Origin of the sequence: Bifidobacterium sp. ESL0690, assembly GCF_029392315.1 — a bacterium.
Lineage (GTDB): Bacteria > Actinomycetota > Actinomycetes > Actinomycetales > Bifidobacteriaceae > Bifidobacterium.
Map to the genome: position 1 here is coordinate 908,919 of NZ_CP113939.1, position 25,922 is coordinate 934,840.

Here is a 25,922-nt window from a genome sequence, read left to right on the forward strand (position 1 = left end):
GAGAATTGCCGTTAATTCGGGATTTTCAGTATCGGGTATTGCCAGTATTGGGAATTTGCATTACCAAGAATTGCTATTATCCGGGCTTCCTATCGTCAGGTTTTCCGTCTTTCCACGCTTCGATATTGTTGTCAATCGCAATAATCGCCAAATTTCGCTTTGCCCATATACGATGGATACGGTATGTCGATATCGTCAAGCGAATGGTAGGAAGCGAAGATGTCAGCAAAATCATCGAAACGACAGGTGACCACAAGCAAACAGGGGAAATCAGTTGCAGAATCCAAGTCGGTGGTGCCTCGCGTCTTGCTGGCCGGTGCTGCGCTTGCGGGTGCAGCGCTTTGGGCGTTGGCTCCTCGTTCACGTACGGATCGTGAACGCCAGAACGTTACAAATATGCCCGATGTCTTCTATGCCCACCGCGGCCTGCACGACGCCGGTTCGGGACTGACGAAGCAATATCAGGGAACTGACGGCGATTATATCGAACTTGCGCGTCGCATGGCCCGCAAGGCAGGCTATGGCGCGGGTCCGGAAAACGACGAGCGACCCATCGCCCCAGAAAACTCACTCGCCGCTTTCGCCGCCGCCTGCGAGGCAGGATACGGCATCGAGCTTGACCTGCAGCTCACCGCCGACAACAAAGTCGTGGTGGTCCATGACCCGGATTTGCTGCGCGTGGCCGGTTGCCCACAGCGGATTGCCGACCTGACGTACGACGAGCTGCGCCATATTCCGCTCTTCCCGAATCCCAGCGTATACGGGGACGCCAAGGCCGAGGCGCTTTCGCAGGCGGAGCTGGAAGCGGAGAAAATCATGCCGTTGCCGCAGCAAAGCCAGTACCAGCATGTTCCGCTGTTTTCCGATGTCTTGAAAGTCGTCGCCGGACGCGTGCCGATGATCGTTGAATACAAGTTCGAGGGCAATGAATGGGGCGCTCGCCAGAAGCTGCTGATGGAAAGCGGCGACGCTTTGCTGCGTGCCTACGACGGTCCGTATGTGGTGGAGTCCTTCAATCCGTTGGCGATGCGTTGGTATCGCCAGAACCATCCTGAGGTTTTTCGCGGACAACTTGCCCAACCCAGCGGATTTACCGGCAAATCCATAGAAAATGGGGTGGCATGGTTCGCCGGAAAGCTTGGTTTCAACTGGATTTCGCGCCCGGATTTTATGGCTTATGACTGGTCTGGAGGACATTCGTTGCCGCTGCGTCTGGTTCGTGCACTGGGTGCCGTGCCGGTGGCTTGGACCCCACGCAGTGCCGAGGAACTTCAACGCTGCGGCCGCGATTTTGATTACTTTATCTTTGAATCGTTCGTGCCACAGAAAGACTAAGCTGCTCGCCGATTCGTGATGTTGACCTTGGTTGGCCCGATTAAGCACCACGTCGTCGAGGGAATATCGTCTATTTGTAATAATGATTCATAGAATTCATAGAAGAGTACTTTTGGAAAGTCCGACAGTTTGATTTGCCGGACTTTCCAAAAGCACCTAAAACCAATGAACCCAATTTCCGGCTTGTCTAAGCCAGCGTTTCCTGGTGTTCCTTGGAAATATCGGAAGGGGAAACGTCCACTTCGTCCAATGGGATGATGTGGGTGTGGTTCTTGATCTTGTAGCCGAAATAGAGGATGAGCACCAGCGGCAGGCCGATGTAGGTGATGCCGATCTGCTGCCAGTCCCAATGGACGAACGCGTCGATGTTCTGTCCGCCGATGACGATGATGCACAGGATGAGCGCGAGGATCGGCCCCAGAGGGAAGAGCTTGGCATGATATTTGAGTTCCGAAAGCTTGTGCCCTTGGCGGATGAAGGCACGGCGGAAACGGAAGTGACTGATGGCGATGCCCACCCAGGCGATAAAACCGGTCAGGCCAGAAGCGGCGACAAGCCACATATAGATTTTCTCGCCGAAAATGGAGGAACCGAACGTGGCCAGGGAAATCACGGCGGTGACGATCAACGCAGGCATCGGAATGCCGTGTTTGGTGGTGCTGGCGAAATATTTCGGTGCATAACCTTCTTCGGCCAGCGAGTAGAGCATACGTGTGGACGCATACATTCCGGAATTCGCCGAGGAAAGCACCGCCGTCAGAACGATGGCGTTCATCAGTGTCGCTGCGAATCCGAGCCCCGCACGGTTGAAAACGAGGGTGAATGGCGACATGGCGATATTTCCGTTGGCGGCCGAAAGCAGATTCGGGCTGTCGTAGGGAATGATGGCCGCAATGACGAAAATGGAGAGGAAATAGAAGATCAGCAGGCGCCAGAACACGCTGTGGATCGCTTTTGGCACTGCATGTTCCGGATCTTCGGATTCCCCGGCCGTCACGCCGACAAGTTCGGTACCTTGGAAAGAGAATCCCGCAATGAGGAAAACGTTCAGGATTGCGGGGAAGCCCCCGACGAACGGGGCTTTCTTATAGGTGAAGTTGCCGAGCCCTACTGCAGGGTGGAAGAAGATGCCGCAGATCATGCATAGTCCGATAATGAGGAAGGCGATTACCGTGACGATTTTGATCAATGAAAGCCAGTATTCGGTTTCCCCGAACGCCGAGACCGTCAGCGCGTTGATGAGGAAGATGACGGTCAGCACCACAAGGCTCCAGATCCAGCCGGGGGTGTCCGGCAGCCAGTATTGGATGAGCAGTGCGGCGGTGGAGATGTCGACGGCGACGGTGATGGCCCAGTTGAACCAATAGTTCCAGCCCATCGCGAAGCCGAGCGCCGGATCGACGTATTTGGCGTTGTAGGTGGCGAAAGAGCCGGAGACCGGTTGGTTGGTGGCCAGTTCGCCGAGACTGGTCATCAAAAAGTAGACCATGATGCCCATGGCGATATAGGCCACGAGTCCGCCGCCCGGGCCCGCTTTCGAGATGGTGGAGCCGGAGGTCATGAACAGGCCGGTGCCGATGCAGCCGCCGAGGGCGATCATCGAGATATGGCGGGTTTTAAGGTTGCGCTGCACGCCGTTTGTCTGCTTGGATTCGTCTTTGCCATCGATGGGCGGAATGGGGTGTACGTCGGCGGTTTTGACATCAGGCGTGTATGGACTGTCCTTTGCCATCGTTCCTGACGGCTGGCTTGATATCCGTGTCGGTGCCGTTGTGCTGTCCGTGTGTCCGGTATGGCCGGTTCCTGCCGGCATGCTGTTCCTTCCGATAGGGAAGAAGCCTACAGATGGTGGGATTGCCATTTACGTTTTTGGTCGGATGAGTCATGGGAAAGACCACGCCTCATCGCGAAAAAGCCTCACAAACGATTCCCATCGATAGCGCTCCGCGGCGTTGGCCGCGACAGTCCTGGATTTCTTGAACCCAGGCCCAACTTCTTGCCGCGGAGGCGACCGGAAATTTCGGCTGAACTCCCTTTTGCCGACCTTCGCGGGCACCGCCGTGCCTCTGGTCGGTTACTGATGGGTTCAGCGACCTCTTCTGTGATTGATAACAAGAGCGACTATAGGGGATTTTCGCGACAAATGATGAGGATTGTCCACTGATTACCGCCATTTGTCGTATTTGGTTCATTGATTTGTTTGCTCGTTCATCGGCTGATTACAGATTTTGTACGATTCCGATGAACAGTGGGACCCCGTCAGGCGTGTCGTATTCATAGAGGAACGGATGGTCAACAATGAATGATACAGATTTATCTATTCCGGGATTTGGCGCGGTGGACAACGTCTCGCTTGTATATGCGGCAGCTTTGACGCCGGTTTCGCCCACGTCAATGCTGGTGCCTTGGATGATTTGACCGATGTAGAGGGGATCTTTGTTGGTCATTTTGGAAAAATTCGCGCGTGATGGGTTGAAAGCGGAACGAATGCCGAGCTTTCTTAAAATTGATATTGAATCGCCGAACGTATTGGCTATCTTGAACTTCGGAAGACTGAGATCGACTTCGGTTGGCTCGCTTTTCGCGTTGAACATGGCGCGTAGCGAGTCGGTTTTTCCTGCTAGGTCGTTTGCCGCTGTTTTTTGGTCGGGCAGCACGATTTTCAGTTTGGATCCGTCGTCGAATGCTTTGTCGAGGCGCCTGAACCCTTCGCCTCTGGCCATATCCATAGTTCCGCTCTGGCTCATCATGGAGACCTTCGAGTCTCCTTTCTCTCCGTGGAACGGTTGGTCGGATGTGTCGTCCGCGTCGAATGGGTCTTGCCATTTCCCGTTTGCATACACGGTGTTGAGGAGCGTTAGGATTGCGTCGTCAGAAGCGAAATCAGGCTTGAGGATTCCGTGAGTTTTCCTATCCACCCATGAGCTCATTTGCCCAGAGGCATCGCCTGAGAACGTTTTCATCTCAGCGTCGAAGCCATGTTTCATATCCTTCTTGAAATCCTTGTCGAGGGGATGTCCTTTCTGAATCCATATCGAATTGTCGGTCTGCATCTTTGATTCGCAGGTGAATTTGCCGTACCTGGAAGCAGCTCCACAGTAACGTTTGCCGTTGATGGAGAGCATCAGCGAATGATAATCATCGATGTTAGGCTTTTCGTTGCCGTTGAGGGTGGATTGAAACTCGGTTTTCGTGGTTCCGGCCGATCCTTGCTCGGCCATGGAAAGCGTCACCCACATTGAGGTGGGGGAATAGTTGATATTGCCGCTTTTATCGGCTAGAGCCTGATTGGTGAGGAAAAGCGGCGAGCTTGTGTACGCAAATCGCTGGACGCTGGTTTTGGCGGTTTGACTTGGTGGCGTTGCATCGGGGTGAGTGATTGTATCCCATGTTGCGCAGCCCCACAGGATGAGGAAAGCCGCGATGACGCACACGCTCACTATTCGGGTCGTGATGCGTGAAAATCGGTGTCGACGTCGTGGAACTACGATCTCTGGATCGTGTGGTGTTGAGGAAGATTCTGTTGGCTTGTGAAGGCGTTGCGCGTTGGAGCCTTTCTTGTCTTGATGTTTCATGATGCGTTCCCGCCTGCTGAAAGTGGCATATTTCTTCGTCTGTGTTCTTCTGTCGTTGGTAATGTAGCCGTCAAATGCCAATAACGATTGATTTCTATTCTAATAGGCTATCACTTCGATTTCGATAGAAACTGATCAGCCGATTCTTGTTGCCGGATCTTCGAATGGATGGCTTGGAAACTGTCTTGTCTCAATCGACTCATCTTGCTTTAATCAGAATGTCGGCGACAGGCGGTGTTGTCAATGTTCCATTGCAATCGGAAACGAATAATTTGTGATGCTCGTTGTCGTCGCGCGTATTTATATGTTCGGCTCAATCGAACATTGAGCCGTCCACGGCATAAGTCGATTCGATTGTTTACCAGATACAATTGGATGGTTCGCAACCCCGATGGTCGTTGACTGCTCTGATTCACTCGGTGAGATTGTTCATTAGAACCGTCAGGAATCGGATAGCGTTGTGGTTCCTGCCCTTGGAGCGTGGAGCTATCTTTTGACAAACTGGGCGTTTGCGTACTGTGCGGAGCGAATCGCTTTCGTCCGTCTTGGCGCTAGACTTGAGGCATGTCTTTAACTATCGGAATCGTCGGTCTGCCGAATGTCGGCAAATCCACTATGTTCAATGCTTTGACCCGCAACAACGTGCTTGCGGAAAACTATCCGTTCGCCACCATCGAGCCCAACACCGGCATCGTGCCGCTGCCCGACAAGCGGCTTCCCGTGCTGGCCAAGCTGGTAGGCACCGAGAAGATCGTGCCGGCCACCGTTACGTTCGTCGACATCGCCGGCATCGTCAAAGGTGCCTCCGAGGGTGAGGGCCTGGGCAACAAGTTCCTGGCCAACATCCGCGAGGCCGACGCGATCTGCGAGGTCGTGCGTGCCTTCAAGGACGATGACATCGTCCACGTCAACGGCAAGGTCGACCCGTCCGACGACATCGACACCATCAACACCGAGCTCATGCTCGCCGACCTGCAGACCATCGAAAACGCTTTGCCCAAGCTCGAGAAGGAGCTGCGCGGTAAGAAGGTCACGCAGGAATACATGGACGCGGTCAAGAAGGCTCAATCCATCCTGAGCGAGGGGGAGACCATCGACCACGCCGCTTCCGCCGGCAAGATCGATAAGACCGACATCTACGACCTGCATCTGATGACCGCCAAGCCGTTCATTTACGTCTTCAACGTCGACGACAACGAATTGGGCGACAAGGACTTCCAGAAGCAGCTTGCCGATTCCGTCGCGCCCGCCCAGTCGATTTTTTTGAACGCTCAGTTCGAGTCCGACCTGACCGATCTCGATGAGGCCGATGCCCGCGAGATGTTGACCGATGCAGGCTTGAAGGAATCCGGCCTCGACCAGCTGGCTCGCGTCGGCTTCGATGTGCTCGGCCTGCAGACCTTCCTGACCGCCGGTGTCAAAGAGGTGCGTGCCTGGCAGATCCATCAGGGCTGGACCGCCCCGCAGGCCGCCGGCGTCATCCACAGCGATTTCGAGCGTGGCTTCATCAAGGCCGACATCGTCTCCTACGACGATTTCGTCGCCGCCAACGGCAGCATGAACGAGATCAAGGAGGAAGGCAAACTCCGCCAGGAAGGTCGCGACTACGTGATGCAGGACGGTGACATCGTAGACTTCAAGTTCAACGTGTGAGGTTGTTGATACATTTAGGCTCACATTTTTTCAACTCGTCGAAAAAATGTGAGCCTATTCTTTTAATTGTATGGAGAGTTGGGCTTGCCGAATTGTAATTCTGTTACCCTGGCGCTGTCAGTGAAGAGGGGTGAGACTCAAGACCTCTTTCGCGCTGTGCAAGCAATTGCGACACGCCGATAAATGTGATTTTCTTAACGAGAAAATTGTAATTCAATTTCCTTTCAAACCTCAATCGACACAACCCTTGAACGTTTTAAACAAATCGCCGTCTAGTGTATAGTGACGCAGCTCATTATCGTGTATTGGATTGACCCAGTAAACGAAACGGACTATGCTGTGGAATTAGCCAAGGAGGGGACACCTCGAGAAATCAAGGTGTATAACTACCCGAGTTTTTTGGGGTGCTGTCCGTCGGGCGTACTTAACGAAGAGTATCGTCAGTAAATCGACGGACTGTAAGGTGGTTATTATGACTGAATTGTCCCATTTCCAAGGGCGTAGTTTGCTCTCTACACGTGATTTCACAAAAGAAGAACTCATGTGGCTTATCAGGTTTGCGATCCACCTCAAGGAATTGAAGCGCAACAACATTCCTCATCATTATCTTGAAGGCAAGAACATCGCGTTGCTCTTCGAGAAGACCTCTACGCGTACTCGTTCTGCTTTCACCACTGCAAGCATCGATCTCGGCGCTCATCCTGAGTTCCTCGGCAAGTCGGATATCCAGCTGGGTAAGAAGGAGACCGTACGTGATACCGCGTTGGTCTTGGGCTCCATGTTTGACGGCATCGAATTCCGTGGATTCAAGCACGAGCACGTTCTGCAGCTTGCAAAGTATTCCGGGGTACCGGTCTGGAACGGGCTTACCGATCAGGAGCACCCGACGCAGATGCTCGCTGATTTCATGACGATTCTTGAGGAGTTTGGCACCCTTGAGGGCAAGACGTTGGCCTATTGCGGTCAAGGTCGCAACAATGTCCAGAATTCGCTGATGATTACCAGTGCCATTCTCGGTGTGAATTATGTGGATGCGACTCCTGAAGATCTGGCTCCGGATCCGGCCATTGTGAAGGTCGCCGAAGGCTTCGCAGCAAAGTCGGGATCGACCATCAAGGTCACTTCCGACCCGGTCGAAGCTGTGCGTGATGCCGATGTCATCTACACGAATGTATGGGCTGCGATGGGTGAAGAGGCGCAGTTCGCCGAACGTGTTCGTGTAATGCGTCCGTATCAGGTCAATTCCGAATTGCTCTCTAACGTTCGTAACCCCAACTACATCATTCTGCATTGCCTGCCTGCGTTCCATAACGCCGAGACCGATTATGCCAAGGATATCCAAGAGCGTTTCGGAATCAGTGAGATGGAAATCACCGACGAGTGCTTCTATTCGTCGCACGCACGTCAGTTCCAAGAAGCTGAGAACCGTATGCATAGCATCAAGGCTATCATGGCGGCAACTTTAGGGAATCTTTACGTCCCTAGCATCTGATGTATTGATGCTCCTCTGATTATTTTCTATTCCTAGACCGGGCTCCTCTAATTTCCTCGTATTATAGGAGCCTGGCCGAGGCATAACTTTAGCCATTCATCTGGCACCAGTGTAGATACCAGTATATGAAAAAGGATTTTCTTATGTCACAAACTACTGTTGCAAAATCTGATGAAAAGAAGGATGTCAAGCCCAAGCGTCGCAAGTCGATGCCGAATACTTATGTCATTCTTTTCCTGATCATCGTAGTAATCGCCGTTCTTACGTGGTTTGTTCCCGGCGGTGCCTATAAGGCGGATGCTACAGGCCACGCGATTTCGGGCACCTATCACAGCGTGAAGTCGACACCGCAGGGCATATGGGATATGCTCATGGCGCCTATCACCGGCATGCTCGGCTCTAAGACCATCGATCCGGCGATTCCGATTTCGCTGTTCATTATGCTTTTCGGCTCCTTCCTCGAAATGATGGAAGAGAGCGGGGCTCTGAAGATCGGTCTGCGCAAGATCGCAATTGCGAGCCAGAAGAAGCTGTTGCTGCTCATCGTGGCGCTTACCAGCATCATGAGCGTCTTGGGAACCATCGAAGGTGCATATGAGGAAGGTATCGTCTACCTGCTGATGTTCCTGCCGTTGCTTCTGGCAATGGGACTTGATACCGTTACCGGCACCATGATTATCGTGCTTGGTACTCAGGCAGGCTGCCTGGCATCTACGATTAACCCGTTCGCCACCGGAATCGCTTCGGGCATCGCTCGTATTTCCGTTGGTGACGGCCTCGGCTTGCGTGTCATCATGCTGATCGTCTTTACCGCTTTGGTCTCGTTCCTCATTTTCACCTATGCCAAGCGCGTTCAGAAGGATCCTTCCCGTTCGATGCAGTATTACCGTAGGGACAAGGATCTTGAGCTGTTCCCGACCGCAGAGGACGATTCTCATCTTTCTCTGACCGGAGCTCAGAAGGCCTCCCTGTGGCTGTTCGTTGCGACCTTCGTGATTATGGTTATCTCGCTCATTCCGTGGACGGGGCTCAACTCGAAGTGGACGTTCTTTGAAACCTTCGCCACTTGGATCGGCAAGACGCCGGTGCTTCGCGTGTTGCTTGGCTCTGATATCACCCCGTTTGGTTCCTGGTATTTCGCCGAGCTTTCGATGCTGCTGCTGGTCATGTCGTTCATCATCGGCAAGGTCATGGGATACACCACCGACAAGATTGTCAACATCATCATTCACGGCGCCTCCGGTCTGGTGTCCACGGCGTTGATCGTGGCGATGGCCCGTGGCATTCAGGTCGTTATGGATGATGGCCAGATTACGCCTACCATCCTGCACATGGGTGAGAGCTCGCTGGCCGCGCTGCCTCCGATTGCTTTCATGATTGTCTCCCTCATCTTCTACACCCTTATCGCCTGCCTCATCCCCAGCTCGACCGGACTTGCGGCTGCGACCATGGCCATCATGGCATCATTGGCCGGCTTCGCACATGTTCCTGCAGCGTTGATGGTTACGATTTACTGCATGGCTTTGGGCTTGGCGAAGATGGTCACACCAACATCCATCGTGCTGATGACGTGCCTTCAGGCCGCGCATATTTCGTATGGGAAATGGATACGTTTCATCGCGCCGTATTGGGCGATCATCTTTGGCGCCTGCTGCGTCATCCTCGTCATTGCAGCGCTTATCTGAGTATTTCCCACACTGATATTCCTGCAGAGAAATGTTTTCCCTGCTTATCAGATAAGGTTTTGTTTAGTCTTAAAAACTAGACAAATAAAAAATAAAAGTATAAATAATAAGAAAGGTTGGGCCATCATGAATGCCCCAGCAGATACAAGCAAAACATATGTAACCAATGCGACTAACCCTCTGAAGAAGGTGATGATGTGTTCACCGGTGGGCTATAAGTTCAACGACATCAACGTCATCACCACCGAGTGGATGAAGAAGGGCGACACCGAAAAGAACGACGTTATGGTCCGTGAGTGGCAGACCCTGGTCGATGCCTACAAGGACAACGGCATTGAGGTCGTTCAGGTCGAGCCGCACCCTGAATGCGAGGTCATGACGTTCTCCCGTGACTATGGCTGCATGGTCAAGGAAGGCGCCATCATCGGCCACTTCCGCCACCCGGCACGTCAGATTGAGACCAAGTACTATGAGGCGAAGCTCAAGGAAATGGGCGTTCCGATCATTGCCAGGGTCAATGCCGGCTGCATGGAAGGCGGAGACTTCTGGATGCTCGATGAGCATACGCTGGCTTGGGGCGAAGTCGATCGCACCGACGAAGCCGGTGTCGCCAACCTCCGTGAGCAGCTGTGGAAGTACGGTTACACCGTCGTAGGTGTTCCTGTCAACCCGGACAACCTCCATCTGGATATGTGCTTCAACATCGTGGCGCCGCAGGTTGCACTGGCCGTCATCGACCAGCTTCCTTATCAGTTCGTGAAGGCTCTGAAGCGTCGTAACTTCGAGCTCATCCCTGTCGATGCTCAGGATGTGTTCAAGCATGGCTGCAACGTCGAGGCAATCGGCAACGGCAAGGTCATCGCCATCGAGAAGAACAAGCACATCAACGATAAGATGCGTGCTCTCGGCCTTGATGTCATTGACGTGCCCTTCGATCAGATCCTGCACGCCGGCGGTGGCCCTCACTGCCTGACTCAGCCTATTGAGCGTCCGTGAGAAAAGGCTCTGTAATGCATATTCTTATCTGTGATTATCCGGATTCAATGATGCCGGACCATCGCTTGGAAATGCAGACGCTGAAAAATGGATTAGGCGACGACGCCGTCATCGATGTGCTCGAATATGACGATTCGCGACATGACGAATTTCTGAAGGCGATAAGCAAGGCGGATGCGTTACTGACCGCGTTTGTCAATGTCGACGCTTCGGTGATGGATGCCGCGCCTAATCTCAAGGTCGTCTCGTTGAATTCCACGGGATACGATCGCGTGGATCTCAAGGAAGCGACCAAGCGGGGCATCGGTGTATGCCCCGTTGGCGAATACTGCACGACGGATGTCGCGGAAGCGGCTGTTGCCTTCGTGCTGGCCCTGCACAAAAGAATCAAAGCTTACGGCCAACAGATTGACAGGGACCATGAATGGGACTTCTCGGCATTCCCGGCATGGCCGCGTCTGCAGGATCAGAGCGTAGGTATCTTTGGCTTCGGCAAGATCGGCAAGGCGACCTCGAGGAAACTGATGGGCTTGGTCAAAGACATCTCAGTCTGTGACCCTTACATCAGCAACGAGTCCGCTCTCGCCGCAGGGGTAACCATGAAGGATAAGGACGAACTGCTTGCCACGAGCGACGTCATTATCAATATTATGAACCTCAACGATACCAACGTTGGCTGCTTCAACGCCGATGCGTTTGCAGCGATGCAAAGAAAGCCGTTGTTCGTCAATGTCAGCCGCGGCCTATGTGTAGATGAGTCTGCACTGTTGGAGGCGCTTGATTCCGGGCAGATTCGTGGCTATGCGGCCGATGTGTTGAGCGACGAGACGCCCGACCTGGCCAACAATGCCTTGGTCGGCAGGGACAACGTGCTCCTGACCCCGCATTCCGCGTTCTATTCCACAACCTCAATGGAAGCTTTGCAGCGTTTGTCTTGCGAGAACATCGTGCACTTCCTGAAAGGCGAAAAGGAAAGGGTGTTCAAGCTCGTTAATGCAGTGTGAAACTCCGTTCGCACTGGAAAGGAAATAAAAATATGTCTACAGATCCACGTAGCGTACTCGCGCTTGGTGGTAATGCTTTGGGGAACACACCTCAGGAACAGCTCGAGCGGGTTCGTGATACCGCCAAAGCGCTCATTGAGATGATCATGCATGACAACGAGATCATTGTCACCCATGGCAACGGCCCACAGGTCGGTATGATTCAGAAGGCGTTTTCCATCGCGTCCCAGACGGGTGAGAAAATTCCCTCCATGCCATTGCCTGAGTGTGGGGCGATGAGCCAAGGCTACATTGGATATCATTTGCAGCAAGCACTGCAGAATGAGATCAAGCGGCGCGGTAAGCAATGGCATGTCTCTTCGCTTGTCACGCAGATTGAAGTCGACCCCGCCGATCCGGCATTCAGCAATCCGACGAAGCCTGTTGGGGCTTTCCTCACCGAAGAACAGATGAAGAAAGCGTCCCAGGAGTCGCCCGATCTGAAGTTTGTCGAGGATTCCGGCAGGGGATGGCGTCAGGTAGTTGCCTCGCCGGCCCCGTTGCGAATCGTCGAAAAGCCGTCGATTCTCAATTTGCTTGATTCCGAGTTCATAGTGATCTGCTCCGGAGGCGGAGGAGTTCCTGTTGTCAGCAATAAGGATGGCATGCTTCAGGGTGTTCCCGCCGTCATCGACAAGGATCTCGCTGCGGCCGTTTTGGCCGAGGATGTCGGTGCCCAGACATTGTGCCTTCTGACTGCGGTCGATAGGGTGGCGATCAACTTCGGCACTCCGCAGCAGCAGGATCTTGACGATCTGACAACCGCCGAGGCCCGCAAGTTGTGCGAAGAGGGACAGTTCGCTCCCGGTAGCATGCTTCCCAAGGTGCTTGCGGCTATACGCTTCGCGGAATCTGGGCCGGGTAAGGTTGCAGTCATCGGTTCGTTGCAGCAAGCGGCAGCGACGCTTGCGGGTACCGCCGGGACACGCATCCACGCCTGAAACTGATTATATGTGGCAAGGAGAAGGCTCACAGTGGTGATGGGTAGCACGCATATGCCGCCCATCACTTTTGTGGGTTGTATCTAGTGTCCCGGCGGGATTGAGTTGAAAGTTCTCAAGGCTTTCGTGTCGTTGGGACAATGTGTTCCTGGTGGTGTTTGTTTTATGGTTCAAATTTATAGATTTTTCATTAATCATGAGAATCGAAGGTGATTTTCTTGAAATCCTTGCATACATTGGATTTTATTGTTATCGGATTGTATTTCGTGGTCCTGATAGGTATAGGGCTTTGGTCGTTGCGTAAAACCAAAAATCGTGATGACTACCTCGTCGCTGGCCGCCGTTTGCACTTTCCGTTGTTCTTCGGGTGTATGGCGGCCATGGCTGTAGGTGGCGCCGTTACCGTGGGCGGAACCGAGAAAGGTTATTCCGACGGCATCGCCGGTGCCTGGGTAGGTACTTCGCTCGGTTTGGGCCTTATAGCGCTCGGTATCTTGGTCTCCAGCAAGCTCAGTAAGCTCAGCGCATTGTCGATCAATGAAGTGATCGAACGCAACTATGGTGCCAGCGCCCGCGTCTTCGGGGCCGTTCTCACCATCATCTACACGGTTTCTCTGACGGTGGTTCAGGTGGTGTCGATGGGCGCCATCGTCTCTGGCATCTTCAAGATCCCGAAAGTCTGGGCCATCATCGGTTCGGGCTTGGTCGTGGTTTTCTATACCTTCCTTGGCGGTATGTGGTCGGTGACCATGACCGATATCGTCCAATTCATCATCAAAACGCTTGGCGTGATGATTCTGGTGCCTATTTTCGTGCTCAGCAACCCTGCTGTCGGTGGAATTGCCGGATTCGTTCAGCACATCCCTGCCACCCATTGGAATCTGGGCGCCTACGGTTTCTCAGGAACGCTTCATTGGATCCTGCTTTATGTTCCCGGTCTGGTGATCGGCCAGGATATGTGGCAGCGTATCTTCACGGCCAAGACGCCGAAGATCGCACGCTGGGGCACGATTACCGCCGGCATCTATGCCATCTTCTATTCGTTGGCTGCGGTCATGCTGGGAATGTTTGTATGCGCAGCCGGATTCAAATTGAGTGATCCCTCGCTGGCATTCGAAACGGGTATCTCCGCTTTCCTGCCCACCGGTCTTGTCGGTCTCTTGCTTGCAGCGGCGCTTGCCGCCGCCATGTCGGTGGCATCGGGAACGATATTGGCCTGCTCGACGGTCATTTACAATGATTTGTATCTGCGTTTCGTCAAGGGGCAGAAGAGCTCCGAAGCCTCTGCCGTTTCCGATGGCCAGGATGCCAAAAACGACGTCAAGGCGGAAGCCGCGAATGAAGAAGCCAAAAAGAATCATGGCGGCAATGATGTGTGGATCAATCGTGGGATCGCCATCGTCGTCGGCATCGTCATCATCGCTTTGTCGCTGCTGATCAGCGATATCTTCAAGGCGCTGGACCTTGCCTACGGTTTCCTTTCCGGTTGCGTCTTCATCCCTGTGATTTTCTCCTTCGTGTTGAAGAAGATCTCCCGTTTCGCCGGTTTCGCCTCGTTGTTCGCCAGTACGGCCGCCGTGTCCATCACCATGATCTATGGCGAGGTGACCAAGCAGACCGAGTTTGCCGTAGGCGGCAATTGGCCCATCATTTTCGGGATTTCGGTAGGCCTTGTCGTCTACTTGCTGGTCACGCTGCTTGATAAGCATAAGGTGACCCCAAACGTATCGTCGGACGAAGTGGAATCTGCAAAGGAAGCTGTAGCTGTCGCAGATGCCTCGTGAAGTCTGAACAGCTGCGGGCTGGTTGTGTTTTCAAGCCAACACCGCAGCTTGCGCAAATCGAATGGTTCATTATAGCTCTCCGCGAACTCATATTGCGGTGTGATAATTGTTGGATGCGCAGTCAGTGAAGAAGCGGATGGCGCATGAGACAGGCGCATAAAGCGCCATTCGTGAAAGGTTTGACGAGCATGTCACAGATACAGCAACAACGGAAAGTCATCGTCTTGGGCGGCCACGGGAAGGTGGCGCTGCTCGCTGAACCGAAACTGAAGGAAGCGGGCTTTAGCGTTGACGCGGTCATCCGCAACCCGGCGCAATCCGACGATGTGCGCAAGGCCGGTGCGAATCCGGTGGTCTTCGACATGGAACACGCCAACGTCGATAGCTTTGCGGGCCTCTTTGTTGGCGCCGTGGCCGTCGTATTCTCGGCAGGTGCCGGCGGTGGGGATGACGTTCGCACCCACGCCGTCGATTACCAGGCGGCAGTTAACGCGATGGATGCGGCCGAAAAGGCCGGCGTGCGTCGTTTCGTCATGGTTTCGTATGATACGGCTGACCGCGATCCGCAGGAGATGGGCTGGCCCGATTCGTTCATCACGTATGCGCAGTCCAAGCATGATGCCGACGCCCACCTGCGTGATTCCTCGCTCGAATACACGATTCTCGGCCCCGGCCTGCTCACACTTGAGCCGGAAACCGACAAAATTGTCCTGACCGACGACCATACGATGATTGACGACAAGCCGGCAACCAACGAACAGCGCAAGACCTCACGCGGCAACGTCGCGGCGGTTATCGCCCGCGTGCTCAGCGCCGACGTCGCCAAGCGCAAGACCATCGACTTCTACGACGGCGACAAGCCCATTGACGAGGTTCTTGTCTGATCCTAACTCTTTTCAGTAATCGCTGCTTCCAATATCACTGGAGTAAACATTGGGAACAGCGATTTTTTATGCTGTGCTGTATCTTGGATTACTGAGAGATATCTAAAAAGATAGAAAGGTCCAGTGATGGAGCAGAAACAATACGTATGCGTCAAGTGCGGGTGCCAGAATTACACCTCCGACCAATTCCAAGCGACAGGCGGGGAATTCGCCAAGCTGTTCAACGTGCAGAACAAGAAGTTCATCACCGTCAGCTGCACACAATGCGGTTACACCGAGCTTTACCGCGCCGAAACCGACGCCGGCATGAACATCCTCGATTTCCTCATGAGCTGACAGGCGAAGATTTTCGACTTTCATCATTAGAATTCACTGTCAATATCTTGGTTCCTTGGACTTCACGTCGAGGAACCATGTTTCTTATGCCGGGAAATTTCTGACTGCGTATATCGAATTCTCTGATTTTCGTTGATGTCGGCTTGCTCTGTTGTTTTGCTCTTTTCTGCGCTACGCTGGGGTAGCGGTAAACGTCAAAGGAGTGGGAATATGACGATTGCGTTGAAGCGGGTATATGAAACGGCCGAGGACACCGACGGCTATCGCGTGCTGGTCGACCGACTCTGGCCGCGCGGCATTTCAAAGGTGAAGGCGAAGCTTGATTTATGGCTTAAGGAGATTGGCCCGACCACCGAGTTGCGCAAGTGGTTCGGTCACGACCCCGCCAAATTCGATGAGTTCGCGGACAAATATCGTAAAGAACTGGATGGCAACACGGAAGCAGTCGATAAGTTGGTTGCGATATGTCGTGAACAGCCGAAAGTCACTCTGCTATACGGTGCCAAAGATCCTGAGCATAATCAAGCTGTAGTGTTGAAGGATTATCTCGTCAGTCGTCTTTCGTAATAGATTTATTATCCATGTCGATTATCGCCAAATAAAGAAAGATGATACAGCGTAATTCAGCAGCGGATTCGCTACAAACGTCGAGATGTCATAAATTTCATAGAAAAAATCTGTATTTAGGCCGTGTAACGCGGTTTGTATAGCGTATGATAATAAATATGGCGACAGTGACGTTATCAATACCGAGGGCACATAAGCGCGAGCGTGCCATTTCCGATTACTTCAACATGTGGGTGACACGCGATTTCGACAAGCTCGATGCGCTCTTCGCTCCGGATTGTGTCTACGAGGAGTCCAACGGGCACATTTACGAGAACCGCAACCAGATTCATCATTGGATCGAGGACGCGATGGATCGTCAGACAATACTGACGTGGAAGGTCGGTTATTTCACGCACGCGCGTGGCCGCGAGGGTCAGCCGTCGATCACCGTCTTCTGGACGCTGGCGGGCCAGGAGCGCGAGGGTGAGGCCTACGATTTCGATGGGGTTTCGGTTATCGAGTTCAATCGGCAGAACAAGATCAAGCGCGTCCGCGAGTTCACGGCCACGCGTCGCCGCGATTACCCGTACAAAGGTGAGTGACGGCAGTCGGTTTTATTAAAATGTAACAGAAAACGGATCATCGTTATCGGCGATTGATCCGTTTCCTGTTTTTCGACATCGTTGGTACGCGGTTACGTGGCCATGTATGCGTTGCGTGTGATGCAAGAGGCGGAATCGTTCAGTCGGCTTGTAGCTGTACTTATTTGCACAATGATTAAGTCCGAGTGTATTCGTTGTTCCCGTTGGGTCTGGGTTGGATGCTTTCGTACGTTGAGTCTTCCCGGGAGTATTCATTGTTCCAGTTTGCTATCTTTTTTGCAGGGAATAAGTTCTTCTTATTCTTACTGATAATGGAATAAGCCATTTTTCAAAAGTTGAGTCGAAGAGACTCAAGTTTTGTTCACTGCAGGTTAAATTCGGGAAGCGAGGTTGGGAATAACGGTTGTACTAAGTGACAAGATAAAGACTTGGAGCCGTAAGGTTCCGGAGCCTCTCGTCACCCGGCTGGCTGGCTTCCGGCCGCGGGCGTCATGGCTTGCCTCCAATACTTAGGAGTATTGATTATGGCTATGTTTCCGGCTTTGATGCATGATGCGTTCTCTGATATGTTCGACGATCCGTTCTTCGCCGGCTGGGGAGACTCCAGCAATCGCATGGGTAACCCGATCTCTTCGGCAAACATGATGAAGACCGATGTTCGTGAGACCGACAAGGCCTATGATGTCTCCATCGATATGCCTGGCTTCAACAAGGACGATATCTCCCTTGAACTGCATGACGGCTATCTGACCGTCTCCGCCAAGCGCGACGAGAACCATGACGAGAAGAACGATGAAGGCAAGTGGCTGCGTCGTGAACGTTACGCCGGCACCTGCTCTCGTAGCTTCTACGTCGGCGACCAGGTGAAGGAAGACGACATCCATGCCAGCTACAAGGATGGCACACTGAGCCTGGAGATCGCCAAGATTCAGCCGCAGCCCAAGGTTGAGGCCAAGCACCAGATCGCCATCGAAGGCTGATTTATCGATATCGGTTTTAAAAAAGTAAGGTTCCAGCCGGGTAATATTTACCCGTTCCTTATTCCAATCGGATAATAATGTCGCCGTATAAAACGGAATAGAAATATTTTTCTGGTTTCGTTGTATACGGCGACATTTGCTGTTTGAGTTTATTCGGTCTTGCGTGAAGGTACATGGATCCGCGCAAGACTCAATAGACATTGATGTTTTATTACTTGGTGATCTTCTCGTACTCGGGAAGGCCCATGTAGTTGAAATCGACCTTGACATTTTTGGCACTGCCGGCGGCCACATTCGCGTACCACAAGGGAATCACCGGCAAATCGCGCAGTAGCGTCTCTTCGGCCTGCTGGTAGGTCGTGATCGAGTTGGTCAGCGAAGGCTCCGCCGCGGCCTTATCGATCAGAGAGTCGAATTCCTGACTCTTGTAATCGCCGTTGTTGAGCCCTTTTCCGTCGGCCGCTGAGGAATCATAGGCCTGCACCAGGTAGCCTTCCGGGTGCGGATAGTCGGATTGCAGACCCTGCACAAAGGCCGCATTGATGGTCCGGTTGTGAATGGCCCCGCTGAATTCCTTCTGCGTGGGCATTGCATAAGGCGCGGCATTGATTCCCAAAGTGTTCTTGATCGAGTTGACGATGGCCTCCACCCAGGGCTTGAACCCGCTGTCGGCGCTGTAGGCCAGCCGGAATTGCCCATCGAAGGGTGCGATGGCATCGGCCTTTTTCCAAAGTTCCCGCGCTTTCTTCTGGTTGTAGCCGATGACGTCGGAGCCAGTGAGCTTGGTGGAGTAGCCCGCGATGGTGGGGGCGGTGAAGTCCGTGGCCACCTTGGCCGTGCCGTGCAGCACCTTGGTGGTGATGTCTTTGCGGTCGATGGAAAGCGAGATCGCCTCGCGTCGCAAGCGGCCTTCCTCACCGGTGAAATGTTTGAGATTTTGTGGAATGGTGAAGGATTTGAAGGCCGGGCCGGGCTTGACGTACGGGGTGACGCTTTTATCGGTGCGGAACGTGGTCAGCGCGGAGTTGGGAATGGCGTCGAGCACGTCGAGATTGCCGCCCTCCAAATCGGAATAGGCTGAATCGACGTTGGTGTAAAGCTTGAAGGTCACGCCTGAATTTGCCGGTTTGCGAGGGCCTTTGTAGGTCTTGCTGGGCGTCAGTCGTATCTCCCGGTCGTGAGTCCAGGACGCGAGTTTGTATGGCCCGTTGCCCACCGGATGCTCGCCGAACGCCTTGATGTCCGCGAATGCGCTGGAAGGCATCGGCAGGAACGCCACGTCGCCGACCTTGTAGTTGAACGACGAATCGTGGCCGTTGATATCGACCTTGAGCGTGTTGTCGTCCACGGCGTGAAGCCCGGAAAGCTGGGCCTTCGGGTCACCTTTCTCGTTCTGCAGTGCGTCGTAGCCGGCAATGGTGGAGAAAATGGAGGCTCCCATCATCCCGTTGGCGGCGTTGGCGGCGAACGACCAGGATTTGGCGTAGGTTTCGGCCGTGATGCGCTCGCCGTTAGAAAAGGTGAGTCCCGGCTTCAACGTGATCGTGTATTGCGAGGCGTCGGCGTTGGGGGTGATGGATTGCGCCCCGGCGTTGACGAGTTTGCCGTCCTTGCCGAACGTGACCAAGCCTTCGAAGAGTTGCGTGACGACTTTCCAGCCTGCGGTGTCATCGGTATCGGAGGGGATGAGCCCTGCCGCCGGTTCGACGTTGTTGACCACGACAGGCTGCCCCGATCCGGACGCGGACGAGGGGTCGCTCTGCCTCGTGCCACCTGTCGATCCGCCGCAACCGGCCAAGGCCATGGAGACGCACAGCGTCAGTGCCAAGCCTGCAATGGCGGTTTTGATGGTGTTTCGAGTGGACATGTGGGCGACCTTTTCTCGCTGGGGTTTATACAGCTTTGAGTTGTGCTATCCACCATATCGGTTTCATCCCCGTTAGCAAGGCGTTCGGGGCGGAACTTTAGCGGATAGGTGAACGTGAGATTATCGGCGTTGTTTATGACAACTTATCAAACACTGATGGACGTTGCCGGACAATATAATAGGATAATTATTGGTATTTTTGCAAATATCGTCGGATTTGGCCTTCTTGTGGCCCGTGCTTCCGTTTGGCGCAGGAACATGGGATTATGATTGTTAACAGTATTGATTGATGAGGCGTATGTAGGAAGAGGTGGGCATATGGGTATGCCATTGGATTTGTATGTGATCCGACATGGTGAGTCGGAGGCGAACGTCATCGTCAAAGCAGGGGAGCACGGCGACAATTCGCTCTATACACAGGACAACGTCACCGTTCCGGACCGTTCGTGGAGGCTGACGGCGACGGGACGCAAACAGGCCTATTGCATCGGCCGTTGGCTGGTCGAGCAGCAGCAGCTTTTTGACCGCTACTTGGTGTCTCCCTATGTTCGCACTCGCGAGACCGCGGCGACCATGGCGTTGCCGAAGGCCAAGTGGGAGGAGACCCGCGTGTTGCGTGAGCGTTCGTGGGGCGAGATCAGCACGGTGACCCAGGAAGTGTTCAAGAACAATTACGAGCGCAATTGGATGTTCAAGAAAACCGACCCGCTCTACTGGCGTCCGCCGGCCGGCGAATCCATCGCCGACGTGGCCGAGAACCGCGCCCATAACCTGCTGACGTCGCTGAACCGCCGCGCCGAGGCCCAGTCCGTCATCGTGGTGACCCACGGCGATTTCATGCTTTCGCTGATGCTGACCCTCGAAGACCTTTCCGACGAGGAGTTCCTGCGCCGCGCCGACAGTGACAATTGGAAGATCACCAACTGCACCTGCCTGCACTATTCCCGCCGCGACCCTCACACCGGCCGCACCGACGAGCGCATCCGCTTCGAGCAGACCGCGCGTCCGGTCTACGATAAGGACACCGGTCGCTGGACGATCAAGGTCGACCCGTGGCGCGAATTCCAGCGTCCTCTCCTCTCCAACGGCGACCTCGTAGACGTGGTTCAATCGGTCACCCCTCATCTATAAGTCGTTTCCTCAACAGTAAGAATGTGTTGAGTGTTGGAGGCTGGGATATGCGATGCTCAGGCGTAAAGCTTGGCCTGTGCAAAATCAAAGATTTTGCCTTCGCGCTCGATACATCGCGCTCATTTCGCCTACAGGAAGCCCACTGGGCTTCCTGCTTAACGGCTCAGCCAGGAGCATGTCGGACATTGTATATCCCGACCTCCAACAACGTCAGTCGTTGGTTCAAAAGCTGATTGTCACTTGTGAGATACTCGACACGCCGACGTCAAGAGGGCCGCTATAATATCCAACGGCGCGCGACGAAATCAAAGCCGCGCGGTGAATCCCCTATTTTCTATTAGTGGCGGAAGTATGCCCAAAAGGAGAGTCAAGGATGAGCAACATGTTCACCTGGAAACTGCATGGTGACGGCAAGACGTTGAACCCCGGGGAAGTGGTCGACCCCGACGAGCGCATGACGTGGGGCCGAACGGCGGGCATCGGTGCCCAGCACGTCATCGCGATGTTCGGCGCGACGTTCCTCGTTCCGATATTGACGGGCTTCGATCCGTCCACGACATTGTTCTTCACGGCGATGTCGACGGCATTGTTCCTGTTGATCAATAAAAATGAGCTACCCAGTTATTTGGGTAGCTCATTTGGTTTTATAGCCCCGATTGTCGCGGTCACCACCGCTCACAAGGGCATCGCCGTGGCCAGCTTCGGCATCATGGTCACTGGCATGCTGCTGGCGCTCATCGGCATCCTGGTGCACTTCGCCGGTGCGAAATGGATCGACATCATCATGCCGCCGGTGGTCAACGGCGCCATCGTCGCCATCATCGGTTTCAACCTGGCTCCATCGGTATGGAACAACTTCCAGAAGGCTCCCGACACCGCAACCGTCACTTTGGTCGCTGTCCTGCTGATTGCCGTGCTCTTCAAGGGCCTGCTTGGCCGCCTGAACATCTTGCTCGGTGTCTTGGTCGGTTACGCCTACGCCTGCTTCCGCGGTCAGGTTGATTTCGCCGCCGTGGGCAGGGCCGCATGGATTGGCTTCCCTCACTTCCATCTGCCGCAGATTGACTTCTCCGTGCTGCCCATGTTCATCCCGGTGGTCATGGTTCTGATTGCCGAAAACGTCGGCCATGTCAAGTCGGTCGCGCAGATGACCGGCCGCAACTACGATGACCACATCGGCACCGCCCTCTTCGCCGATGGCCTCGGCACCACGATCGCCGGCTTCGGTGGCGGCTCTGGCACCACCACCTACGGCGAGAACATCGGTGTGATGGCCGCCACCCGCGTCTATTCCACCGCCGCCTACTGGTGCGCCGCGGCCTTCGCGCTGATTCTGAGTCTCTGCCCGAAGTTCGGCGCCATCATCAACACGATTCCCGCCGGCGTCTTGGGCGGTGTAACCACCCTGCTCTACGGCATGATCGGCATGGTCGGCGTGCGTATCTGGGTCGACAATCACGTCGACTTCGGCAAGCCGCTGAACAATATGACCGCCGCCGTGACGATGATTATCGGCATCGCCGACTTCGGCTTCGCCATCAGCGGTGTCAAATTCAACGGCATCGCCATCGGCACCGTCGCGGTCCTGGTCATGTACCACGGCCTGCGCGCCATCGGCCGCGCCACCGGAGCCATCGCCAAAGACGGCACCGAGTGACGTCGATGGCTCGATAACTTCAAAAAGTACCGCAAAAGTACCAAGCCGGAAACCAAGGCCGGCTGATTCGCCGGGTGACCATCCAACGTCACCCGGCGTTTTTTTAACCGTGTGTGGCCGGTCCAAGGTAAAAATACGCCTCGGCCGGTCTGCATATCTCGAAATCTGTATTGCGAATGCACTGTCGGCGTGTCATATCTGCACAATTATCCAGATACTTGTAACCCCATAGTTTATATAGCAGAATGATTAACGCCTGAATATATCTGATTATAAAGATAAGTACTCTCTTTAAAAACTTTGGTCATTCTTTTGACAAAACGGTTACATCGTCATATAGTAATTTTCGTCAGTTGTTCATTGCGAGGACGCAGGAGAGTTAAATATGAGTATTCATGTTGTCATCATGGGCGTTGCCGGCTGCGGCAAAACCACCGTGGCACAGGCCGTGCGAGACCAATTGGGCTTCGTGATGGCTGAAGGCGACGATTTCCACCCCAAGGCGAATGTAGACAAAATGAGCCATGGCATACCGCTCACGGACGAGGATCGTTGGCCTTGGCTGGAGACCATTAGCCAGTGGATGACCGACCAGGACAAGGAAGGCAACTCCACCGTGGTTTCCTGCTCCGCGTTGAAGCGGGCCTATCGCGAGGTGCTCCACAAGCATGTCGACGTCCTCTTTGTCCACCTTTCCGGCACCCAGGAACTTATCGGCGGCCGTCTGGCCAAGCGCAAAGGCCATTACATGCCGCCGTCGCTGCTTCCCAGCCAGTTCGCCGACCTCCAGCCGCTTGAGCCGGACGAAAACGGTGTCACGGTCTCCGTTGAGGGCGACCCGACCACCGTCGAAAACCGCGCCATCGCAGCCATCAAACATTACGAAGAAACCGGCAAGCTCGCTTAGCCGGCGTCGCTACTAGTAAAAAGCCGCGGCGAAGATAAGGCCGTTCTCGCCGCGGAAATCCCTGATTCGGCAAAAATCTGCGGAATCAGGCGGCTTGGTTGAATTAGTCGATTTGAGTAATTTAGTCGATTGATTCAACCGAATGTAGTTAAAACGTATAACAAGGCCTTTAACGATGAAGGAAAGGATATATTATGGCCGATTTTTCCATTCACAGTTTTGAGCTGACCGACAAGGTCGTGCTCATCACCGGAGGCGCGAGCGGACTGGGCAAGTACTATACCCAGGCTGTCAGCACCGTCGGGGCCGATGTCTGCGTGGTCAGCGACTCGCAGAACGGCTGGGACGAGACGCGCAAGATCGTCGAAGGCAATGGCCGCAGGGTCGAGTTCATCGAGCAGGACATCACCGAAGACGGTGCCGCAAAGTCCATCGTAGAAAAGACGCTCGGCCTGTTCGGCCGTATCGACGTGCTCATCAACAACGCCGGCATTCAGCTTCGCCACGATCTCGCCGATTTCCCCGACGAAGACTGGCGCAAGGTCATTGATGTGAACCTCAACGCTTTGTACTACCTTTCGCATGAAGTCGCGAAAGTGATGATGAAGCAGAAGAGCGGCAAGATTGTCAACATTGGCTCGATGCAGTCCTACCGCGCCGGCAAGCGAATTTTCCCGTACGCCGCCAGCAAGCATGCGGTCATGGGGCTCACCAAGGCCTATGCCGATGCCCTTGCGCCCTACAACGTGCAGGTCAACGGCCTGGCGCCCGGCTACATCAACACGCCGATGACCCTCGCCCTGCAGAACGACCCGGTGCGCAGCGTCGAGATTCACGACCACATCCCGGCAGGCCATTGGGGCGAGCCGAGCGAGCTCATGGGGGCGATGGTGTTCCTGTGCTCCGCGGCCTCCGACTACGTCACCGGCGTGATGCTGCCTGTCGACGGAGGCTACCTGCTCCGCTGACGCTGGTCCAATGCCGGTCCTGCTCAAAGCGGGCTGACCCGAAGGCCGGCCGATTAATCCCGAGGCCGGTTCATCAACAAAGTTGTTTTCCATGTCGCAAGATGCGGAAATAAAAATAGAAAATAAAGAAGAACAATAAGAAGGAGTGTAAGAAGCAATGCCATTAGTAATCGTGGCCTGCGCTGTCGCAGTGCTGATTTTCCTGATCGCTAAATGCAAACTCAATACGTTTGTATCGCTGATTATAACCTCAATCCTGGCGGCGCTGGTCCTCCAGATTCCAATCGCCAAGATTCCGACGACCATCGAGACCGGTATCGGCGGCCAGCTCGGCCACCTTGCCGTCATCTTCGGCTTCGGTTCGATGCTAGGCAAGCTGGTCTCCGATTCGGGCGGCGGCCATCGCATCGCCATGACGCTTATCGACAAGTTCGGACGCAAGCACATCCAGGTCGCCGTCGTTCTGGCGTCCTTCATCGTCGGCATCGCGCTGTTCTTCGAAGTCGGCCTCGTCGTGCTGCTGCCGATCATCTTCGTCATCGCCCGCGAGATCGACATGCCCTTCATGGAGCTTGGCCTTTCCGCGGCCGTCACGTTGAACGTGGCCCACGCCTTCCTGCCGCCGCACCCCGCGCCCACCGCTATCGTCGGCACTCTCGGCGCCAACATGGGCCAGGTCATGATCTACGGCATCATCGTCTCCATCCCGACCGTCATCATCTCCGGTCCGGTCTTCAACCACTTCCTGCACAAGCTGCGTCCCGGCCTCTACCGCAAGGACATCGACATCACCGTGCTCGGCGAGTACAAGGAATTCAAGACCGAAGACACCCCGGGCTTCGGCATCTCCGTGCTCACCTCGCTGCTGCCGGTCATCCTGATCGCGTTCGCGACCATCTGCTCGTTCATTCTCCCCAAGAAGAACATCGTCAACGAGGCCATCCAGTTCGTTGGCGCGCCTGATATCGCGATGCTGCTCTCCATGCTCTTCGCCATGTGGTCGATGGGCTTCCATCAGAAGAAGAAGATGGGCGAGATCACCAAGTCCATGGAAGAATCCGTCAAGCAGATCGCCATGATGCTCCTCATCATCGGTGGTGGCGGCGCCTTCAAGCAGGTGCTCGTCGACGGCGGTGTCTCCACCTACGTCTCTCACCTGTTCACCAACATCAGCATGCCGCCGCTGATTGCAGCCTGGCTCATCACCGCTATCCTGCGTGTCTGCGTGGGCTCCTCGACCGTCGCCTCGCTGACCGGTGCGGGCCTGGTGCTGCCGCTGATGGCCTCCACCGGCGTGAACCCCGCACTGATGGTGCTCGCCGTCGGCGCAGGCTCCGTGTTCTGCGATCACGTCAACGACGCAGGCTTCTGGATGATCAAGGAATACTTCGGCCTTTCACTGAAGGACACCCTTTCGTCCTGGACAGTCGCGACAGCGGTGATATCCGTTGTGGGCTTGCTTTCCGTGCTCTGCCTCTCGCTCTTCGTCTGAGCGATAGCGTCAGCAGACACTAGGCATAATAGAAAAAATCGGGTT

21 protein-coding genes and 1 riboswitch are annotated in these 25,922 nt (G+C 54.4%); of the genes, 18 read left to right on the forward strand and 3 right to left on the reverse strand.

The window, feature by feature from the left end:
• Positions 1-219 precede the first annotated feature (219 nt).
• Positions 220-1,335 carry a glycerophosphodiester phosphodiesterase family protein gene (locus OZX62_RS03630; RefSeq protein WP_277176658.1) on the forward strand — a complete coding sequence of 372 codons (1,116 nt, stop codon included), beginning with the start codon at positions 220-222 and terminating at the stop codon, positions 1,333-1,335.
• Between the two features lie 187 nt (positions 1,336-1,522).
• Here the strand turns inward: OZX62_RS03630 and OZX62_RS03635 are convergent, their stop codons facing one another.
• Both OZX62_RS03635 and OZX62_RS03640 read right to left on the reverse strand, forming a co-directional pair.
• Entirely contained in the window at positions 1,523-3,067 is a 1,545-nt protein-coding gene (locus OZX62_RS03635; protein WP_277176660.1) for an amino acid permease, read from the reverse strand.
• Positions 3,068-3,264: 197 nt separating this feature from the next.
• A riboswitch (Lysine riboswitch) is annotated at positions 3,265-3,442 on the reverse strand.
• Between the two features lie 112 nt (positions 3,443-3,554).
• Positions 3,555-4,991, reverse strand: a complete 1,437-nt coding sequence (locus OZX62_RS03640) for a serpin family protein (protein WP_277176661.1) — start codon at positions 4,989-4,991, stop codon at positions 3,555-3,557.
• A gap of 483 nt (positions 4,992-5,474) precedes the next feature.
• Here OZX62_RS03640 and ychF point away from each other — a divergent pair, with 483 nt between their 5' ends.
• The 12 genes from ychF to OZX62_RS03700 all read left to right on the forward strand — a co-directional run bounded on the left by ychF (position 5,475) and on the right by OZX62_RS03700 (position 17,855).
• Entirely contained in the window at positions 5,475-6,563 is a 1,089-nt protein-coding gene (ychF, locus tag OZX62_RS03645; protein ID WP_277176662.1) for a redox-regulated ATPase YchF, read from the forward strand.
• A gap of 472 nt (positions 6,564-7,035) precedes the next feature.
• Positions 7,036-8,055, forward strand: a complete 1,020-nt coding sequence (gene argF, locus OZX62_RS03650; RefSeq protein ID WP_277176663.1) for an ornithine carbamoyltransferase — start codon at positions 7,036-7,038, stop codon at positions 8,053-8,055.
• Positions 8,056-8,198: 143 nt separating this feature from the next.
• On the forward strand, positions 8,199-9,740 hold the full coding sequence (locus OZX62_RS03655; protein WP_277176664.1) for a YfcC family protein: 1,542 nt from the start codon (positions 8,199-8,201) through the stop codon (positions 9,738-9,740).
• Between the two features lie 195 nt (positions 9,741-9,935).
• A complete protein-coding gene (locus OZX62_RS03660) occupies positions 9,936-10,736 on the forward strand; it encodes an arginine deiminase family protein (RefSeq protein WP_277176666.1) in 801 nt (266 codons plus the stop codon).
• 14 nt (positions 10,737-10,750) lie between these two features.
• Positions 10,751-11,740, forward strand: coding sequence for an NAD(P)-dependent oxidoreductase (locus tag OZX62_RS03665; protein WP_277176668.1), 990 nt, complete (start codon positions 10,751-10,753; stop codon positions 11,738-11,740).
• A 32-nt stretch (positions 11,741-11,772) separates the two neighbouring features.
• Entirely contained in the window at positions 11,773-12,720 is a 948-nt protein-coding gene (gene arcC, locus OZX62_RS03670; RefSeq protein ID WP_277176669.1) for a carbamate kinase, read from the forward strand.
• Positions 12,721-12,986: 266 nt separating this feature from the next.
• On the forward strand, positions 12,987-14,504 hold the full coding sequence (locus OZX62_RS03675; protein ID WP_277177019.1) for a hypothetical protein: 1,518 nt from the start codon (positions 12,987-12,989) through the stop codon (positions 14,502-14,504).
• 188 nt (positions 14,505-14,692) lie between these two features.
• Positions 14,693-15,388 carry an SDR family oxidoreductase gene (locus tag OZX62_RS03680; RefSeq protein ID WP_277176670.1) on the forward strand — a complete coding sequence of 232 codons (696 nt, stop codon included), beginning with the start codon at positions 14,693-14,695 and terminating at the stop codon, positions 15,386-15,388.
• Positions 15,389-15,514: 126 nt separating this feature from the next.
• Positions 15,515-15,724 (forward strand): zinc ribbon domain-containing protein, encoded by a 210-nt coding sequence (locus OZX62_RS03685; RefSeq protein ID WP_277176672.1) that lies wholly within the window; start codon positions 15,515-15,517, stop codon positions 15,722-15,724.
• Positions 15,725-15,934: 210 nt separating this feature from the next.
• The gene (locus tag OZX62_RS03690) at positions 15,935-16,291 is read left to right on the forward strand and encodes a DUF488 domain-containing protein (protein WP_277176673.1); all 357 of its coding nucleotides are present in this window, start codon (positions 15,935-15,937) and stop codon (positions 16,289-16,291) included.
• A gap of 167 nt (positions 16,292-16,458) precedes the next feature.
• Positions 16,459-16,875, forward strand: coding sequence for a nuclear transport factor 2 family protein (locus OZX62_RS03695; RefSeq protein ID WP_277176674.1), 417 nt, complete (start codon positions 16,459-16,461; stop codon positions 16,873-16,875).
• Positions 16,876-17,399: 524 nt separating this feature from the next.
• A complete protein-coding gene (locus tag OZX62_RS03700; RefSeq protein WP_277176675.1) occupies positions 17,400-17,855 on the forward strand; it encodes an Hsp20/alpha crystallin family protein in 456 nt (151 codons plus the stop codon).
• A gap of 211 nt (positions 17,856-18,066) precedes the next feature.
• Here the strand turns inward: OZX62_RS03700 and OZX62_RS03705 are convergent, their stop codons facing one another.
• Positions 18,067-19,722 (reverse strand): ABC transporter substrate-binding protein, encoded by a 1,656-nt coding sequence (locus OZX62_RS03705; RefSeq protein ID WP_277176676.1) that lies wholly within the window; start codon positions 19,720-19,722, stop codon positions 18,067-18,069.
• A 318-nt stretch (positions 19,723-20,040) separates the two neighbouring features.
• Here OZX62_RS03705 and OZX62_RS03710 point away from each other — a divergent pair, with 318 nt between their 5' ends.
• The 5 genes from OZX62_RS03710 (at position 20,041) to OZX62_RS03730 (ending at position 25,877) form a co-directional block, all read left to right on the forward strand.
• Positions 20,041-20,853 carry a histidine phosphatase family protein gene (locus OZX62_RS03710; protein ID WP_277176678.1) on the forward strand — a complete coding sequence of 271 codons (813 nt, stop codon included), beginning with the start codon at positions 20,041-20,043 and terminating at the stop codon, positions 20,851-20,853.
• Between the two features lie 373 nt (positions 20,854-21,226).
• Complete coding sequence (locus OZX62_RS03715) at positions 21,227-22,510, forward strand: solute carrier family 23 protein (RefSeq protein WP_277176679.1); 1,284 nt, start codon at positions 21,227-21,229, stop codon at positions 22,508-22,510.
• A 385-nt stretch (positions 22,511-22,895) separates the two neighbouring features.
• Positions 22,896-23,417, forward strand: coding sequence for a gluconokinase (locus tag OZX62_RS03720; RefSeq protein ID WP_277176680.1), 522 nt, complete (start codon positions 22,896-22,898; stop codon positions 23,415-23,417).
• Positions 23,418-23,611: 194 nt separating this feature from the next.
• Positions 23,612-24,385 carry an SDR family oxidoreductase gene (locus OZX62_RS03725; RefSeq protein WP_277176682.1) on the forward strand — a complete coding sequence of 258 codons (774 nt, stop codon included), beginning with the start codon at positions 23,612-23,614 and terminating at the stop codon, positions 24,383-24,385.
• A 157-nt stretch (positions 24,386-24,542) separates the two neighbouring features.
• Positions 24,543-25,877, forward strand: coding sequence for a gluconate:H+ symporter (locus tag OZX62_RS03730; RefSeq protein ID WP_277176683.1), 1,335 nt, complete (start codon positions 24,543-24,545; stop codon positions 25,875-25,877).
• Positions 25,878-25,922: the final 45 nt, after the last annotated feature.